This is a genomic window from Pseudomonas sp. AIG (genome assembly GCF_977020205.1).
This window is the reverse complement of the sequence record NZ_CDROCK010000019.1, coordinates 1-14,889: the sequence shown is the minus strand read 5'-3', so window position 1 is coordinate 14,889 and position 14,889 is coordinate 1. Positions and strand designations below refer to the sequence as shown.

The following is a 14,889-nucleotide window of genomic DNA, read 5'->3' as shown; positions in this document are numbered from 1 at the left end:
CGACCGGGCGGATCAGCGAATCACCGGCCATCTTCAGGGGCGTCTTTGATGTTTACGGTCGCGGTGACCGACATGCCCGGACGGATTTTGCCGTGCAGCGGGTTATCGGCTTTGAAGGTCAGTTTCACCGGAATCCGTTGCACGACTTTGGTGAAATTGCCGGTGGCGTTGTCCGGTGGCAGCAGGCTGAACTGCGCGCCAGATGCGGCGAACAGGCTCTCGACCCGCGCGTCGATCGGCGTGTCGCCATAGGCATCGAAGGTTAACTCGGCTTTTTGTCCCGGCTGCATGTGGCCGATCTGGGTTTCCTTGAAGTTGGCCTGTACCCAGATGTCTTCGTCCGGAACGATCGACAGCAAATAGGCGCCGGCCTGCACCACTTGACCATTGCGCGCGGCGCGTTGACCGACGAGGCCGCTGATCGGTGCGTGGATTTCGCTGCGGGTCAGGTTGAGTTCGGCTTGCGCAATATCGGCGTGGGCGTTGGCGATCTGTGCGTCGAGGCGTTTGATTTCAGCGTTCAGGGCGTTGACCTGCTGACGCTGACCTTGCGCGTCAGCCTGCGCCTTGGCCACTTGCGAACGAGCAATGTGGGCGTCGGCGGAGAGGGTGGTCACGCGTTCTTCGGAAACGTAACCGGGTTTGCGCAGGGTTTCGGCGCGCGACAAATCCATCTGCGAGCGGCCAAGCGTCGCTTGGGTGGTCGCCACTTGCGCATCGCTGGCGGCGATCAGGCTCGATTGTTGGGTCAGTTTGCTTTGCGCTTGCAGGCGTTCGGCTTCGCGGGTGGCGAGGGCGGCGTTGGCGCGGTCTACCGCGAGGCGGAAATCATTCGGTTCGAGGCGTACCAGCAACTGGCCTTTTTCCACGTGCTGATTGTCCTGCACCAGCACTTCATCGATGCGCGCGCCCAATTGGCTCGAGACACGAGTGATCTCACCCTGGACATAGGCGTTGTCGGTGCTTTCATAAAAGCGTCCTTTGAAGAACCAGTGGGCGAAGAAGCCCCCGGCAATCAGCAGGACGAGCAGCAGGAAAATAAACAGGCGACGCTTGAGTTGGGCAGGCATGGGGCAAACTGTAGTCGAGGAATTGTAAGGAAAGTTATCAGCAGGCAAATTTGGCATACAGCCGATAAACGGTAAATGCCATCTGCTGATATTCCGCTATTCATCACGGCTTACGGGCCTTACAGACGCAAACTTGGCTTAAATGCCCTGCCCGCTGGAGCGGGGCGGGTGTCGCCTGTTACCATTCGCCGCTTGATTGTTTTGCTTTTCATTATTTTCGAGACATGCCATGACCACCGTCCGCACTCGCATCGCGCCATCGCCTACCGGGGATCCCCACGTAGGTACCGCTTACATCGCATTGTTCAACTACTGCTTTGCCAAGCAGCACGGCGGTGAGTTCATCCTGCGGATCGAAGACACCGACCAGTTGCGTTCGACCCGCGAGTCCGAACAGCAGATCTTCGACGCCCTGCGCTGGTTGGGCATCGACTGGAGCGAAGGCCCGGACGTTGGCGGCCCGCACGGCCCGTATCGGCAGAGCGAGCGCGGCGACATCTATCAGAAGTACTGCCAGCAACTGGTCGACATGGGTCATGCGTTCCCATGCTTCTGCACCGCTGAAGAACTCGATCAGATGCGCGCCGAGCAAATGGCTCGCGGCGAAACCCCGCGCTACGACGGCCGCGCGCTGCTGCTGTCGAAAGAAGAAGTTGCGGCGCGTCTGGCCGCTGGCGAACCCCACGTGATCCGCATGAAAGTGCCGAGCGAAGGCGTTTGCGTGGTGCCGGACATGCTCCGTGGCGACGTCGAGATCCCGTGGGATCGCATGGACATGCAAGTGCTGATGAAGACCGACGGCCTGCCGACGTACTTCCTCGCCAACGTGGTTGACGATCACCTGATGGGCATCACCCACGTGCTGCGCGGCGAAGAATGGCTGCCATCGGCACCGAAACTGATTCTGCTGTATGAGTACTTCGGCTGGGAGCAACCAGAGCTGTGCTACATGCCGCTGCTGCGTAACCCGGACAAGAGCAAGCTGTCCAAGCGCAAGAACCCGACTTCGGTGACGTTCTACGAGCGCATGGGCTTCATGCCGGAAGCGATGCTCAACTACCTCGGCCGCATGGGCTGGTCGATGCCGGACGAGCGCGAGAAGTTTTCGCTGCAGGAAATGGTCGACAACTTCGACCTCAAGCGTGTCTCGCTCGGTGGGCCGATCTTCGACATCGAGAAGCTGTCCTGGCTCAACGGCCAGTGGCTGCGTGATCTGCCGGTGGAAGAGTTCGCCAGCCGCTTGCAGACCTGGGCGTTGAACCCGGAATACATGATGAAGATCGCGCCGCTGGTGCAGGGCCGCGTTGAAACCTTCAGCCAGGTTGCACCGCTGGGCGGGTTCTTCTTCGCCGGTGGCGTCAATCCGGATGCCAAACTGTTCGAATCGAAAAAGCTCTCGGGCGATCAGGTTCGTCAGTTGATGCAGTTGATCCTGTGGAAGCTGGAAAGCCTGCGTCAGTGGGAGAAAGACAACATCACCGCAACGATTCAGGCAGTGGTTGAATCGCTGGAATTGAAACTGCGTGACGCGATGCCGCTGATGTTTGCGGCGATCACTGGTCAGGCGAGCTCGGTGTCGGTGCTCGATGCGATGGAAATCATCGGCCCGGATCTGACCCGCTTCCGTCTGCGTCAGGCGATCGACCTGCTGGGCGGCGTGTCGAAGAAAGAAAACAAAGAGTGGGAAAAGCTCCTGGTCGCCATCGCCTAAGCGCTTCGCCTCCTGTAGGAACTGCCGCAGGCTGCGATCTTTTGATCTTGTTTTCAAAAGATAAAGTCAAAAGATCGCAGCCTGCGGCAGCTCCTACAGGTCTGTGTGACATCCCGAGTCCCGAATTTACGGGGGGGAGGGCGGTAAGTGATTGTTATGCCGACGAAAAACTTTGAAATTTTTCAAAAATAAGTTTGACAGGCTTTCGATACGCCCTTAAGATTCGCCCCGTCCTCAGCGATGACATCAACGATGAGGGGCTATAGCTCAGCTGGGAGAGCGCCTGCATGGCATGCAGGAGGTCAACGGTTCGATCCCGTTTAGCTCCACCAATTTTACACTTCGAGGTCTGGCCACACCGGCCTTGAAGCGATCAGCACTCAGTGTTGGTCTGTTGTATAGAAGGGTTTGCGTCCCCTTCGTCTAGTGGCCTAGGACACCGCCCTTTCACGGCGGTAACAGGGGTTCGAGTCCCCTAGGGGACGCCAGTTTTACAGAAGTGATGTTGCGAAATGTCACTCCGCCGCGAGGCGATAAATCGGGGCTTTAGCTCAGCTGGGAGAGCGCCTGCATGGCATGCAGGAGGTCAGCGGTTCGATCCCGCTAAGCTCCACCAATTTACACGTTCAAGGTCTGGCCACACCGGCCTTGAATCGATCAGTTCTCAGCGCTGATCAGTTGTATAGAAGGTTTGTGTCCCCTTCGTCTAGTGGCCTAGGACACCGCCCTTTCACGGCGGTAACAGGGGTTCGAGTCCCCTAGGGGACGCCACGATTACCCGCTCTGCGGGATTTTATAAGGGTCATTCAATTATTGAATGGCCCTTTTGTTTGTCTGGCGTTTGGCCAATTCTCCTTTTTCCTTACACTGTGCTTCAGACCAGCGGTCATATCCTTGACTTGCAGAATATTATTATGCGAATAATATTCTAGTCGTAATATTCGGAGGCAACGATGAACGATAAAAAAGCTCAAACCCGCGAACGCATCCTCAAGGCTGCCAGCGCCGCACTGATTCAGCGTGGCCCGGCCGACCCGAGCGTGGGCGAAGTGATGGGCGCGGCCGGCCTGACGGTTGGCGGCTTCTATGCGCACTTCGAAAGCAAGGACGCAATGATGCTCGAAGCGTTCAAGCAACTGCTCGGTCGCCGCCGCGACCTGATTGCCGACATGGATGCCGAACTGACCGGCGAAGAGCGTCGCGCCCTGGTCGCAGCGTTCTACCTGTCGCGCAAGCACCGTGATTCCAGCGACGCGGCATGCCCGATTCCAGCGTCCATCGGTGAGTTGGGTCGTTTGCCGGAATCGTTCCGCATCGCGCTGAACGAACACCTGGAGTTGATGATTGCGCAGTTGGCGTCCAGCCCTGAGGACACCGACAAAGCCTTGGCCGACGTGGCCTTGATGGTGGGTGGTCTGGCCCTCGCCAGGGCGCTGGGCCCGGGAGATTTATCCGATCGATTGCTGCGCGCTGCCAAGTCGGCGGTGCGTTGACCTGAAGGCAACAGGCCTGAGGAGAGAGCGATGAACACGTTGAAGTGGGTTCGTGGCGTTAATGGCACCTTGGGCTGGATTGCACCGCAACGGGTAGCGAGCAAAATGCGTCTGGCGTTCATGACGCCGCGATCGCTGCCTCTGCGGGATTGGGAGTTGCCGTTGCTGGCCAATTCCGAGCGCATCACCTTGCGCTTCGGTCTCTCGGCGCTGCGCTGGGGGCAAGGCCCGACCGTGCTGCTGATGCATGGTTGGGAAGGGCGGCCCACCCAGTTCGCCGCGCTGATCACTGCGCTGGTCGACGCCGGATACACCGTTGTCGCGCTCGATGGTCCGGCCCACGGTCGCTCGCCGGGGCGTGAAGCCAATGTCGTGTTGTTCGCTCGGGCAATGCTCGAAGCCGCTGCCGAATTACCGCCACTGCAAGCAGTGATCGGCCATTCCATGGGCGGCGCCAGCGCGATGCTCGCGGTGCAATTGGGCTTGCGCACCGAAACCCTCGTCAGCATCGCCGCGCCTGCACGCATTCTCGGTGTGCTGCGCGGGTTTGCCCGCTACGTCGGCATGCCGCCGCGAGCCCGTTCCGCCTTCATTCGCCAGGTCGAGCAAGATGTCGGTATGCGCGCCGCCACGCTGGATGTTGCGCATTATCAACTGGATATGCCCGGTCTGATCGTGCATGCCGAAGACGACAATTTCGTCTCGGTCAAGGAATCGCAACTGATCCACGAATCCTGGTTCGACAGCCGCCTGTTGCGTCTTGAAGGCGGCGGGCATCAACGCGTGCTGGCCGACCCTCGGGTGGTTGATGGCGTGTTATCACTGCTGGCCGGCCGCAGCCTTCAGGCGCGCCAATCGGCCTGAGCTCCGTTACACTGCCCCGGTTGAATACATTGACCGGGAGTGGGGCATGGGCTGGGATCGGGCAACGCCGTTTACCATTGATCTGCAAGTAGGCGCCGAGGACATCGACGGGTTGGGGCACGCGAACAACGCGGTGTACGTGACCTGGCTAGAGCGCTGCGCCTGGCGCCACTCGCAGCGTCTGGGGCTGGATCTGGTCGAGTATCGGCGGCTGGATCGGGCGATGGCCGTGGTCCGTCACGAGATCGATTATCTGGCCGCCGCCTATGAAGGCGACGAACTGCAATTGGCGACCTGGATCGTCGATTGGGATCAGCGCCTGAAAATGACCCGGCATTTCCAGCTCAAACGTCCGAGTGACAACACCACGCTGTTGCGTGCGCAGACCACGTTTGTGTGCATTGAGCTGTCCAGCGGCAAGCCCAAGCGCATGCCGGCCGAGTTCATCGAAGGCTATGGCCCGGCGATCCATATCTCAGAATCTGCGAAAATCTAATGTAGGCCTTCGCCTGCTCGCGATAGCGGTGTGTCAGTCACATATTTTTTGACTGACACACCGCTATCGCGAGCAGGCTCACTCCTACAAGGGAAATGTGTTGTTCTGCGGATTTGTGCGATATCCAGTAAACTGCCGCACGTTTTTTCTTCAAGTAGTGTTTTCCCATGCAAATTGCTCTGGCGCCCATGGAGGGGTTGGTCGACGACATCCTCCGCGACGTGCTGACCCGTGTTGGCGGCATCGACTGGTGCGTGACCGAATTCATCCGGGTCAACGATCAGTTGCTCACGCCGGCCTATTTCCACAAGTTCGGCCCGGAGCTGCTCAACGGCGCGCGCACCGCGTCCGGTGTGCCATTGCGCGTGCAATTGCTCGGTTCCGATCCGGTGTGTCTGGCGGAAAACGCTGCACTGGCCTGCGAACTCGGCTCTGAAGTGATTGACCTCAACTTCGGCTGCCCGGCCAAGACCGTGAACAAATCCCGTGGTGGCGCGGTTCTGCTCAAAGAGCCGGAACTGCTCAACCAGATCGTCGAGCACGTGCGCCGTGCCGTACCTGCGCACATTCCTGTCACCGCAAAAATGCGCCTCGGTTTCGACAGTCCGGACGGTTCGCTGGTCTGCGCCACCGCATTGGCTGAGGGCGGCGCGGAGCACATCGTGGTGCATGCCCGAACCAAAATGGACGGCTACAAACCGCCGGCGCATTGGGAGTGGATTCCGCGCGTGCAGGATGTGGTCAAAGTCCCGGTGTTTGCCAACGGCGATATCTGGAGCGTCGAAGACTGGCGCCGCTGCCGCGAAATCAGTGGCGTGGAAGACATCATGCTCGGTCGCGGTCTGGTGTCGCGCCCGGATCTGGCCAAGCAGATCGCCGCCGCCCGTGCCGGTGAGGAAGTCGTCGAGATGACCTGGGCCGAGCTGATGCCGCTGATCCAGGACTTCTGGTTGCAAGCCAAAGCGCAGATGACCGCACGCCAATCGCCGGGCCGCTTGAAGCAATGGCTGGCCATGCTGACGCGCAATTATCCTGAGGCTACCGAGCTGTTCACCGTCCTGCGCCGTGAGACGGAGCCGGATCACGTCTCGCGTTTGCTCGGTCTGCCGGTTGCCGAAGCGGCCTGAAAAAAATCTGCAAATACTCTCTTGAAATCATTTCAGCGGTCCCTATCTAAGGGTTACGCGATGCCGAATTCGGGTCGCGGAGTCAAAAAACCTTGCTGATTGTTTTCAGGAGATTTGAACCATGAGTACTGCATTTTCCCTCGCGCCACTGTTCCGTTCCTCGGTAGGTTTCGACCGTTTCAACGACCTGTTCGAAACCGCCCTGCGCAACGAGCCAGGCAGCAGCTACCCACCTTACAACGTCGAAAAACACGGTGATGATCAATACCGTATCGTCGTTGCCGCCGCCGGTTTCCAGGAAGAAGACCTGGAGCTGCAAGTCGAGAAAGGTGTGCTGACCATCAGTGGCGGCAAACGTGATGCCAACGAAGGCGTGACCTTCCTGCACCAGGGCATCGCCCAGCGTGCGTTCAAGCTGTCCTTCCGTCTGGCCGATCACATCGAGATCAAGGCTGCGGACCTGAGCAACGGTCTGCTGAGCATCGACCTGTTGCGGGTGATCCCGGAAGAAGCGAAAGCCAAACGCATCCCGATCAACGGGGTGCAGAAACCGGCGTTGCAGCACTGAGTCATGTGCCGCAACACAATCGCCTGAACCGGCGATGAGCCGCACAAAAAAGGCCCCGATACGTCGGGGCCTTTTTTGTGCGCGCAAGAAAGCCGACGCAACGTTTGCCGCTGCTGTCGTGGCTCTTTACAATCCGCGCCAACAAGGCCGGCACTCCCTCATTCCCGCTGGCCCCGGAGCCTTTGTTCATGGACGAATTGGAACAGCGCTGGCTGTATGCGCTTTCTGCGCCTTTGGTCGCCCTCAATCCCGACGCCGATTACGCCGCACCCACCTATTGTTTCGATCTCAAACACGTCGATGTCGAGGGCGGTTGGGGTATCACCACACGCCAGCAACTACTGGACATGCTCAGTACGGCTGACACCGGCCACGCAACACAGTTGAACGAAGCCTATCGGCAGTGGGAGCGGTGTCTGCCGTCTGAATGGCAGGCATTGCTCGAAACACTCGACACCCGCCAGCGCGCCTTTTACGAACTAGCCAGTCGTACCTTTGGCGAGTGCGGTTCCGGCGGCATCCGTGCCTGGGACATTGGTCGCATGGGCTTTCTGCTGCGCTCAGCGGTGTTGCACGGCTGGATCGATCTCACTGAAAGCCTCTGGCTGCACGGTCGCATGGCGGCGCGCGCGCGTTACTACTACGACAGCTGGACGAGCTACCTGAACGGCTTTGTCTTCGGCAAAGCGTTCTGGCATTGCCTCGGCAACAAAGATGAAGAGCTCAGCCACGAATACGATCGGCAGGGCGACTACATCGGCACCACCGTGGTCATCACCAAGCTGGACCGCGATGCCCGCGAGTTTTTCGCGCAATTGCCGTGGGACATGCCCCTGCATCTACCCGAACGGCCCGACTCGCTAGGGGAGTTTGACTGGTCATGAGCTGCTGGATTCGCTTGGGTATCGAGCCCACCAAAGACAACGACGCCATTCGCGTTGCCTATCGCGCGCGCCTGCCGCAACACCACCCGGAAACCGACCCGGAAGGTTTTCAGGCACTGCGCGAGGCTTATGAGCTGGCGCTTCGATTCGCTCGTGAGGAAACTCCCGAGCCGGATGAGCCGGCCGATGATGAGGTAAGCCCTGCCGATCAGACGATGGCGGATTTCGACGCCTTGCTGCTTGATTCAACGCGTCGCTTCCATCCTGCGGCCTGGCAGGCGTTCAACCTTGAGCTCGATCGTCTGCCGCTGGAAGTGCTGGACGAGGTGTGTTGGCCATTGTTGCGCGAGTTGCTCGACGCCGGTCCGATTTCCCACGTCTGCGCACGCTTGTTGGCCCAACGGCTGGGCTGGGCAAGCCGCCTGCTGGATCTGGATTTCGAAAACGCACGGCATGTCGACGAATTTTTGCAGCGTATCGACGCGGCGGATCCGTTCGACACCGCGTTGATGAGCCACTGGCCCGCTGTCGCGCAACTGGAAACGCTCTGGTATGTGCGCACGCTGAATCACCTGCACCGAGAAGCCTCGCTGGACGACTACCGCTATTTCGCCAGCCTGCATACCTGTATCCCGCTGCCTGCGGATGATCAGTTGATGCAGCGTCTGGCAATACAGTCCAGTCAGGCCGGCGTCGCCAGCAAAGACTTTCTCGACATTTTCAGTGAGCAGCATCGACTCGCGCCGCAGAATGTCGACTGGCTCTATCTGTTGGCGAGTCAGCGCAGCGCGCTGGGCATGGAGGAGTTGGCGCTCCAGGCCTGGGTGCAGCTCTGGCGTGAACATCAGCACCCGAAAGCCGCGACCTGGCTGTTGGCGCTGTGCGCGCGTCATCAGCCGCAACGCTTGCCGCTGCTGATTCAGGCGTTCGATCGTCTGGAAAACTTCCGCGACTGGTCCGATAACCTGAGTGATGTCAGCCAGGAATATGGCAGTCCATCGCAGCGCCCGGAAACGTTGGGCCGCTGGTTCCGGGCGCGGCAACTCGACTTGCAAGACATCGCCGATGCCTTCGTCGAGTGGCGTATCAGCGAGGATGAGTTGCCGTTGCTGGCGTGGCTGATCACTGACAGCGATGACCGGCCGCTGCAAACCCTCTATCAACACGCCTGGGCTTTGCATCGCGGTGATGTGCCATTGCTGCAACGGATCATGGCGGCGCCCGAGCCGCCGGACGTGATCGATCAACTGATCCTGGAGGGTTTCCGCTATCAGGCAGATCAGCAGATCTGCTGGTTGACCCAGGCGCCGATTCCGTTGGCGCTGGAGGCCTTTCTGGCCGGCGATTCAGCGACTGCACTCGCGCCCGAACTGCACAAGGGCGAACCGCTGGAGCTCAGCTTGCGGTGGATGCGGCGTTTGCGCGCCTATGACGTCCAGTCGCTGGCGCGGCTGGACGAGGCATTCAGTCTCAACAAGCGCGACGCGGTGCTGGATGGGCTCAAGCTGCAAGCGCGACTGGCCGAACAAGGCCTGCGCCTCCCGCTGATCGATGGCCATTGTGATGTCTGGGAGTGGCACCGTCAGGCGCTGTACCTGCTCGCTACGCTCAACGAGCCGGTGCGCTGGCTGGGTGCGCAATCGGCGCACTGCATCGACGCGATGAATATTGTGCGTGAACATCCACTGGCACGTTTGCAGCCGTTGCTCTGCCGCTTGAACCGTGAACAGGGGAGTGCCAGTGGTCTGTTGGGCTGGTTGCAGGCGGCAGATCCGGTGCATGCCTTGCTCGCGCGGCAGTTGTTCAGCGTTCAGGAGGCGCTCGACAGCACCCGGCTGTTGAGCAATGACCGTTTGTTCGAATGCATGCGCAGCGATGTCGGCAGCTTCAGCGAGGATCTGCTCGGCCGCATGCTCGCGGCAGGCGTGCTGTATCACGATCCGTTACTCAATGCGCAACAACGCAAATACCTGCTCGAAAGCATCACCGAGGTGGTCAATCCTCAGGATTGGTTCGACGGATTCCGTCACGGCCTGATCAAGGGCGAACCGACGCGCCCACCACGTCAGGCGCTGACGGATGAAGGCGTTAACGATTGCGCTGCGTTTTATCTGGCCCTGGATGTGCTCAAGGACCTGGTGGCCTACGGCAGTGCTGGTGTGCCACGGCAGAAAATTCTGCTGCGCCTGCAGCGGGCCAAGGACGATGGGCAAAATGGCCTCGGTTTGCGCTTTGCGTTGAGTGCGCTGTTGTCGTGGTCAGAGCGTTTGCTGCTGGCCAAAGCCGACACTCGCCCGACGCCGGCGATGGCGTTCTGGCGTATCGGCACGCGATTGGGCCGTGAGGCATTTATCGGTCAGGTCATTGCCACCTTGCTGCTGACGCCACTGTTGGCATTGTTCAGTGGATCAATGGCATTCGCCTACGGGGTGTTGGCCCTTGCGCTGGTGCTGTTGTTAAGCGCCATCCTGCGCCGCCTGCATGATATGGGGCGAGGCGTTGCGACGTTCTTGCTTCTGGCCGGACTGTCTCCGGTCTTGCCGTTTCTGCCGTTGGTGTTGTTCGGTTTCCCCGGCGAGAAATTACCCAATCGCTATGGCGTGCCACCGGACAGTGATCGTGAGGACACGTTGTCCGGTGGGTTGCAGGCGGCTTTGCGCCGGCTCAACGGCTAGAGGCGCAACTCATCGAGTACCTTGTTGAGTTGTGAGCGGTGGCTGGCGATCTCTTCCGATCGCTGGCCGCCCAGCACCGTGGTGAAGCTGTCCAGCCAGTCGGCAATGCGCTGGCGTTCTTCCCCAAGACTTTGTGTCCACGCCCGTTCCAGTCGAGCCAGCAAGGTGCGGTTGGGCAGGGTGTCGCGCGGATGAATCTTCAGCGAGGTCAAGCGCTCATGGCTGGCTTGACGTGATTGCGCGTCCAGCCCGGTCGGGCTGCGATCGATGCTGTGGCTGTGGCGTTCGCCCGTCTCCGCTAGCGTGACGTCCACTTCAAGCAGGCCGTTGATGTCATAACTGAAGCGCACATCCAGCGCCTGGATATGCTCGCTGGGCGTCAGTTTGACATCGAAGGCATCGATGAAAATGTTGTCGCGCACCCACGGACGTTCGCCCTGATAGACCGAGATACGGATGAGTTCCTGGCCTGGAGAGGTCGTGTGATAACGCTCCACCTTTGAGGTCGGGATGATGGTGTTGCGCTCGATGATGGGCGAGAAAGCCCCTTTGATGTCGCCGCCACGCATAGTTGAAATCCCCAGCGTATACGGGCAGACATCCGTCAGAATCAACTCTTCAACCGCCCCGTCGCGCGCCTTGCACGCCGCTTGCGTCGCCGCCCCGAGCGCAACAATGGTATCCGGATCAAGATGCCGGTAAGGCAGGCGCCCGAATAGCGTGGCGACCATTTGCTGGACTGCCGGCATGCGCGTGGCGCCGCCGACCAATACCAGGCTGTCGAGGTCGCGAGGTTTGAGGCGAGCATCGCGCAGGGCTTGTTCGATCGGCGCGCGCAAACGCGCCAGTAGCGGCTCCCAGATTTTTACCGCAGCCGCTTCGTCCAGTGACCATTCGAACGTCTTGTCGGCGTGACGCCAACTCAGTTGTTGAATGCCTTCAGCGAGTTTGCATTTGAGCTGCTCAAGCGCATCACCGAGGCTGGCCATGCTTTGCGCATCGACCATGGCCGGGGTCAGTTGCCAGTGCTTCAGGCAGGCCTGTAACAGCGCGGCAGTGAAGTCTTCGCCACCTAAAAAGTTGTCGCCGGTGGAGGCGTGCACTTCGATCAGTGGCAAAGCGTATTCCAGCACCGTGACGTCGAAAGTACCGCCGCCGAGATCGAAGATCAGTGTGCGTTCGAATTTCTGCTCATGCAGCCCGTAAGCCATCGCAGCGGCGGTCGGCTCGTTGATCAGGCGTGTCACCGAGAGATCGGCCAGTTCGGCGGCAAACAGTGTGCGTTTGCGTTGTTCGTCACTGAAATACGCCGGCACGGAAATCACCGCTTCCGACACCGGATGGCCAAGAAAGGCTTCGGCGTCCTGCTTGAGCGAACCGAGGACCAGCGCCGACAACTCTTCCGGGCTGAACTGACGTGTGCCGAGCTGGACTCGTTTATCGCTGCCCATGAAACGCTTGAACGCCGCAGCGGTGCGATCCGGGTGCGTGGTCAGGCGGGCGCGGGCGGCTTTGCCGACCAGAATCGTGTCGTCTTCATCGAGACTGACCACCGAGGGCGTCAGCACATCGCCGAGGGCGTTGGGAATCAGGCGGGCCTGACCGTCCTGCCAGACGGCGATCAGACTGTTGGTGGTGCCAAGGTCGATGCCCAGCAGAGCCGGGCGGGGGAGGGATGCATCCTGCATGACAGATCTCGAAACGGCGCAAAAACCGCGACCCTACAGGTTGGCGCAAAGCGTGGCAATTGCGCTTCTGTTGCAACGTGCACCGGTTATGGCAGAAGCTTTTTCAGATCCTCCAGCGCAACCGGACGGCTGTGCAGATAGCCCTGATACAAATGGCAGCCCAAGCCTTGCAGGAACGCCAGTTGTTCCGGGGTCTCCACGCCCTCGGCAATCACCTCCAGCTCGAGGCTGCGGGCCATGGCGACAATTGCGCGAATGATCTCGGCATCGTTCGGGTCGGTCGTTGCATCGCGGATAAACGACTGATCGATTTTCAACGTGTCGACCGGCAAACGCTTGAGGTAAGTCAGCGACGAATAACCGGTGCCGAAGTCGTCCATGGCGAAACTCACGCCGAGCTTTTTCAGTCGGCGCATTTTGCTGATGGTGTCTTCCAGGTTCTGGATGACGATGCCTTCGGTGATTTCCAGCTTCAGCAGCGAGCAAGGCAGGCCATGGCTGCTCATGCTGTGTTCGATGCGCTCGACGAAGTCGTTCTGGCGGAACTGCCGTGGGCTGATGTTCACGCAGAGGCTGAAATTCAGCGGGTCGACCAGCTTCAGCGCGATCAGTTGTTTGAAGGCATTGCAGGCTTCGTCGAGGATCCAGGTGCCGACTTCGAGAATCAGCCCGCTGTCTTCCAGCACCTTGATGAACTCGGTGGGCGACTGCGCACCCAGTTCCGGGTGATTCCAGCGCACCAGGGCTTCGGCGCCGATGATGCGGTTGTCGCGGGCATCCACCTGCGGCTGAAAGTGCACGTTGAATTCACCGCGCGACAGCGCCAGGCGCAAGTCGGTCTCCATGCGCAGTCGCTCGCTGGCGGCTTTCTGCATGGTGTTGTGGTACATCTGCGTGGTGTTGCGCCCGGAATCCTTGGCCCGATACAGCGCAATGTCGGCGCGTTTGAGCAGGTCGGTCGGCGTTGAGCCGTGATCGGGGATCAGTGCCACGCCGATGCTTGGCGTCACTTGCAGGCGCTGGCCGTCGAGGAACATCGGTTCCGAGAGCAATTCGCGCAGAGTGTCGGCCAGATTACGCACCTGCACGCTGACCTCATTGCGCGAGCCTTCGAGGCCGCTGAGCAGCACGACAAACTCGTCGCCACCGAGGCGCGCGACCGTGTCTTCCATGCGCACACTGGCTTCGAGCCGCGCGGTAATGATCTTCAGCACGGTGTCGCCGACCGGGTGACCGAGGGAATCGTTGATGTGTTTGAAGTGATCGAGGTCGAGAAACAGCAAGGCGCCGCGCAGATTGTGACGCTTGAGCAAGGCGATCTGCTGGCTCAGGCGATCCATCAGCAGGGCGCGGTTGGGCAGGTTGGTCAGCGGGTCGTGATAGGCCAGATGACGAATCTGCGCTTCGGCGTTTTTCAACAGGCTGACGTCCCGTGCGGTCAGCAGCAGGCACGCGGTTTCATTGAGGGTGATCGGCTCGACCGAGACCTCCACCGTCAGCATTTCCCCGCGTTTGTTGCGCCCGAGCATTTCCTGATGGTGCACGCGACCCTTGATCTGCAGCTCGGCCAGTAACGCCGAACGCTGTTTCTCCTCGGCCCAGATGCCGACCTGATACACAGTTTTGCCCACGACCTCTTCGGCGCGATAGCCAGTGAGGCGGCAGAAGCCGTCGTTGACCTCCAGATAACGCCCGGTGTCGCGTTCGGTGATGGTGATCGCGTCGGGGCTTGAGTGAAAGGCCTTGGCGAATTTCTCTTCGCTGGCCTTGAGCGCCGCTTCCGAGCGCTGCTGCTGGGTGATGTCGCGCAGGGTGGTGACGATACACGGCTGATCGCCGACGCTGATCTGCCGGCTGGAAATCACACAGGTCAGCGACTGGCCGTCCTTGTGCTGGACGATGATCGCGACATTGCTCAGGCCCTGTTCGCGGATCACCCGTTCGATGCGTTGCAGGCTTTTCGCCGAGGCGTCCCACAAGCCGATTTCTTCGGCGGTGTGGCCGATGACGTCGGCGGCGCTCCAGCCGAAGGTCTGGGTAAAGCTGTTATTGATTTCAATGAACTCGCCACTGTCCTGGCGGGTGACGCAGATCGGGTCGGGACTGACCTGAAACAGCGTGGCGAATTTCTCTTCCGAGGCCACCAGCCTTTGCTCGCGCTCGACCTGATCGGTGATGTCGAGCAGTGTGCCGGCCATGCGCAGCGGCGCGCCATTGTCGTCGCGGTAGAGGCGGGCGCGGCTTTCCAGATACCGCGAGCCCCCCCCCGGCGGGGGGCCCCCCCCGGGCCGCGGATAAATTTCCCCCCCGCCC

11 protein-coding genes and 4 tRNA genes are annotated in these 14,889 nt (G+C 60.2%); 12 read left to right on the top strand and 3 right to left on the bottom strand.

Features of this window, described 5'->3' with window-relative positions:
* Nucleotides 1–20: 20 nt before the first annotated feature.
* The gene (locus tag ACWR1S_RS13240) at nucleotides 21–1,070 is read right to left on the bottom strand and encodes an HlyD family secretion protein (RefSeq protein ID WP_454563797.1); all 1,050 of its coding nucleotides are present in this window, start codon (nucleotides 1,068–1,070) and stop codon (nucleotides 21–23) included.
* Between the two features lie 229 nt (nucleotides 1,071–1,299).
* Between ACWR1S_RS13240 and gltX the strand changes: the two genes are divergently transcribed.
* From gltX to ACWR1S_RS13180, 12 genes are all read left to right on the top strand, one after another.
* Complete coding sequence (gltX, locus tag ACWR1S_RS13235) at nucleotides 1,300–2,781, top strand: glutamate--tRNA ligase (protein WP_454563796.1); 1,482 nt, start codon at nucleotides 1,300–1,302, stop codon at nucleotides 2,779–2,781.
* A gap of 256 nt (nucleotides 2,782–3,037) precedes the next feature.
* Nucleotides 3,038–3,113: transfer RNA gene (locus ACWR1S_RS13230), tRNA-Ala, on the top strand.
* 80 nt (nucleotides 3,114–3,193) lie between these two features.
* Nucleotides 3,194–3,269 (top strand) — tRNA-Glu (locus tag ACWR1S_RS13225).
* 52 nt (nucleotides 3,270–3,321) lie between these two features.
* A tRNA-Ala gene (locus ACWR1S_RS13220) sits at nucleotides 3,322–3,397 on the top strand.
* Between the two features lie 79 nt (nucleotides 3,398–3,476).
* A tRNA-Glu gene (locus tag ACWR1S_RS13215) sits at nucleotides 3,477–3,552 on the top strand.
* A gap of 182 nt (nucleotides 3,553–3,734) precedes the next feature.
* Nucleotides 3,735–4,274, top strand: a complete 540-nt coding sequence (locus ACWR1S_RS13210; protein ID WP_007913421.1) for a TetR/AcrR family transcriptional regulator — start codon at nucleotides 3,735–3,737, stop codon at nucleotides 4,272–4,274.
* 30 nt (nucleotides 4,275–4,304) lie between these two features.
* A complete protein-coding gene (locus ACWR1S_RS13205; RefSeq protein WP_454563795.1) occupies nucleotides 4,305–5,138 on the top strand; it encodes an alpha/beta fold hydrolase in 834 nt (277 codons plus the stop codon).
* A gap of 46 nt (nucleotides 5,139–5,184) precedes the next feature.
* On the top strand, nucleotides 5,185–5,634 hold the full coding sequence (locus ACWR1S_RS13200) for an acyl-CoA thioesterase (protein WP_454563794.1): 450 nt from the start codon (nucleotides 5,185–5,187) through the stop codon (nucleotides 5,632–5,634).
* 167 nt (nucleotides 5,635–5,801) lie between these two features.
* The gene (locus tag ACWR1S_RS13195) at nucleotides 5,802–6,761 is read left to right on the top strand and encodes a tRNA dihydrouridine synthase (RefSeq protein WP_116031011.1); all 960 of its coding nucleotides are present in this window, start codon (nucleotides 5,802–5,804) and stop codon (nucleotides 6,759–6,761) included.
* Nucleotides 6,762–6,882: 121 nt separating this feature from the next.
* Entirely contained in the window at nucleotides 6,883–7,329 is a 447-nt protein-coding gene (locus ACWR1S_RS13190) for an Hsp20 family protein (protein WP_016985252.1), read from the top strand.
* A 188-nt stretch (nucleotides 7,330–7,517) separates the two neighbouring features.
* Nucleotides 7,518–8,213, top strand: coding sequence for a DUF1266 domain-containing protein (locus tag ACWR1S_RS13185; protein ID WP_454563793.1), 696 nt, complete (start codon nucleotides 7,518–7,520; stop codon nucleotides 8,211–8,213).
* Nucleotides 8,210–10,888, top strand: a complete 2,679-nt coding sequence (locus ACWR1S_RS13180) for a DUF805 domain-containing protein (protein WP_454563792.1) — start codon at nucleotides 8,210–8,212, stop codon at nucleotides 10,886–10,888. Before ACWR1S_RS13185 ends, ACWR1S_RS13180 begins: the two co-directional genes overlap by 4 nt.
* Here the strand turns inward: ACWR1S_RS13180 and ACWR1S_RS13175 are convergent.
* Both ACWR1S_RS13175 and ACWR1S_RS13170 read right to left on the bottom strand, forming a co-directional pair.
* The gene (locus ACWR1S_RS13175) at nucleotides 10,885–12,576 is read right to left on the bottom strand and encodes an Hsp70 family protein (RefSeq protein ID WP_454563791.1); all 1,692 of its coding nucleotides are present in this window, start codon (nucleotides 12,574–12,576) and stop codon (nucleotides 10,885–10,887) included. The two genes, ACWR1S_RS13180 and ACWR1S_RS13175, sit on opposite strands and share 4 nt — an antisense overlap.
* An 86-nt stretch (nucleotides 12,577–12,662) precedes the next feature.
* Nucleotides 12,663–14,889: putative bifunctional diguanylate cyclase/phosphodiesterase (locus ACWR1S_RS13170; RefSeq protein ID WP_454563790.1), on the bottom strand; the 2,227-nt coding region annotated here is incomplete at its 5' end.

Coding starts and splice junctions, on each gene's coding strand:
- ACWR1S_RS13240 (WP_454563797.1), bottom strand. CDS start 1,070: ATGCCTGCCCAACTCAAGCGTCGCCTGTTTATTTTCCTGCTGCTCGTC.
- gltX (WP_454563796.1), top strand. CDS start 1,300: ATGACCACCGTCCGCACTCGCATCGCGCCATCGCCTACCGGGGATCCC.
- ACWR1S_RS13210 (WP_007913421.1), top strand. CDS start 3,735: ATGAACGATAAAAAAGCTCAAACCCGCGAACGCATCCTCAAGGCTGCC.
- ACWR1S_RS13205 (WP_454563795.1), top strand. CDS start 4,305: ATGAACACGTTGAAGTGGGTTCGTGGCGTTAATGGCACCTTGGGCTGG.
- ACWR1S_RS13200 (WP_454563794.1), top strand. CDS start 5,185: ATGGGCTGGGATCGGGCAACGCCGTTTACCATTGATCTGCAAGTAGGC.
- ACWR1S_RS13195 (WP_116031011.1), top strand. CDS start 5,802: ATGCAAATTGCTCTGGCGCCCATGGAGGGGTTGGTCGACGACATCCTC.
- ACWR1S_RS13190 (WP_016985252.1), top strand. CDS start 6,883: ATGAGTACTGCATTTTCCCTCGCGCCACTGTTCCGTTCCTCGGTAGGT.
- ACWR1S_RS13185 (WP_454563793.1), top strand. CDS start 7,518: ATGGACGAATTGGAACAGCGCTGGCTGTATGCGCTTTCTGCGCCTTTG.
- ACWR1S_RS13180 (WP_454563792.1), top strand. CDS start 8,210: ATGAGCTGCTGGATTCGCTTGGGTATCGAGCCCACCAAAGACAACGAC.
- ACWR1S_RS13175 (WP_454563791.1), bottom strand. CDS start 12,576: ATGCAGGATGCATCCCTCCCCCGCCCGGCTCTGCTGGGCATCGACCTT.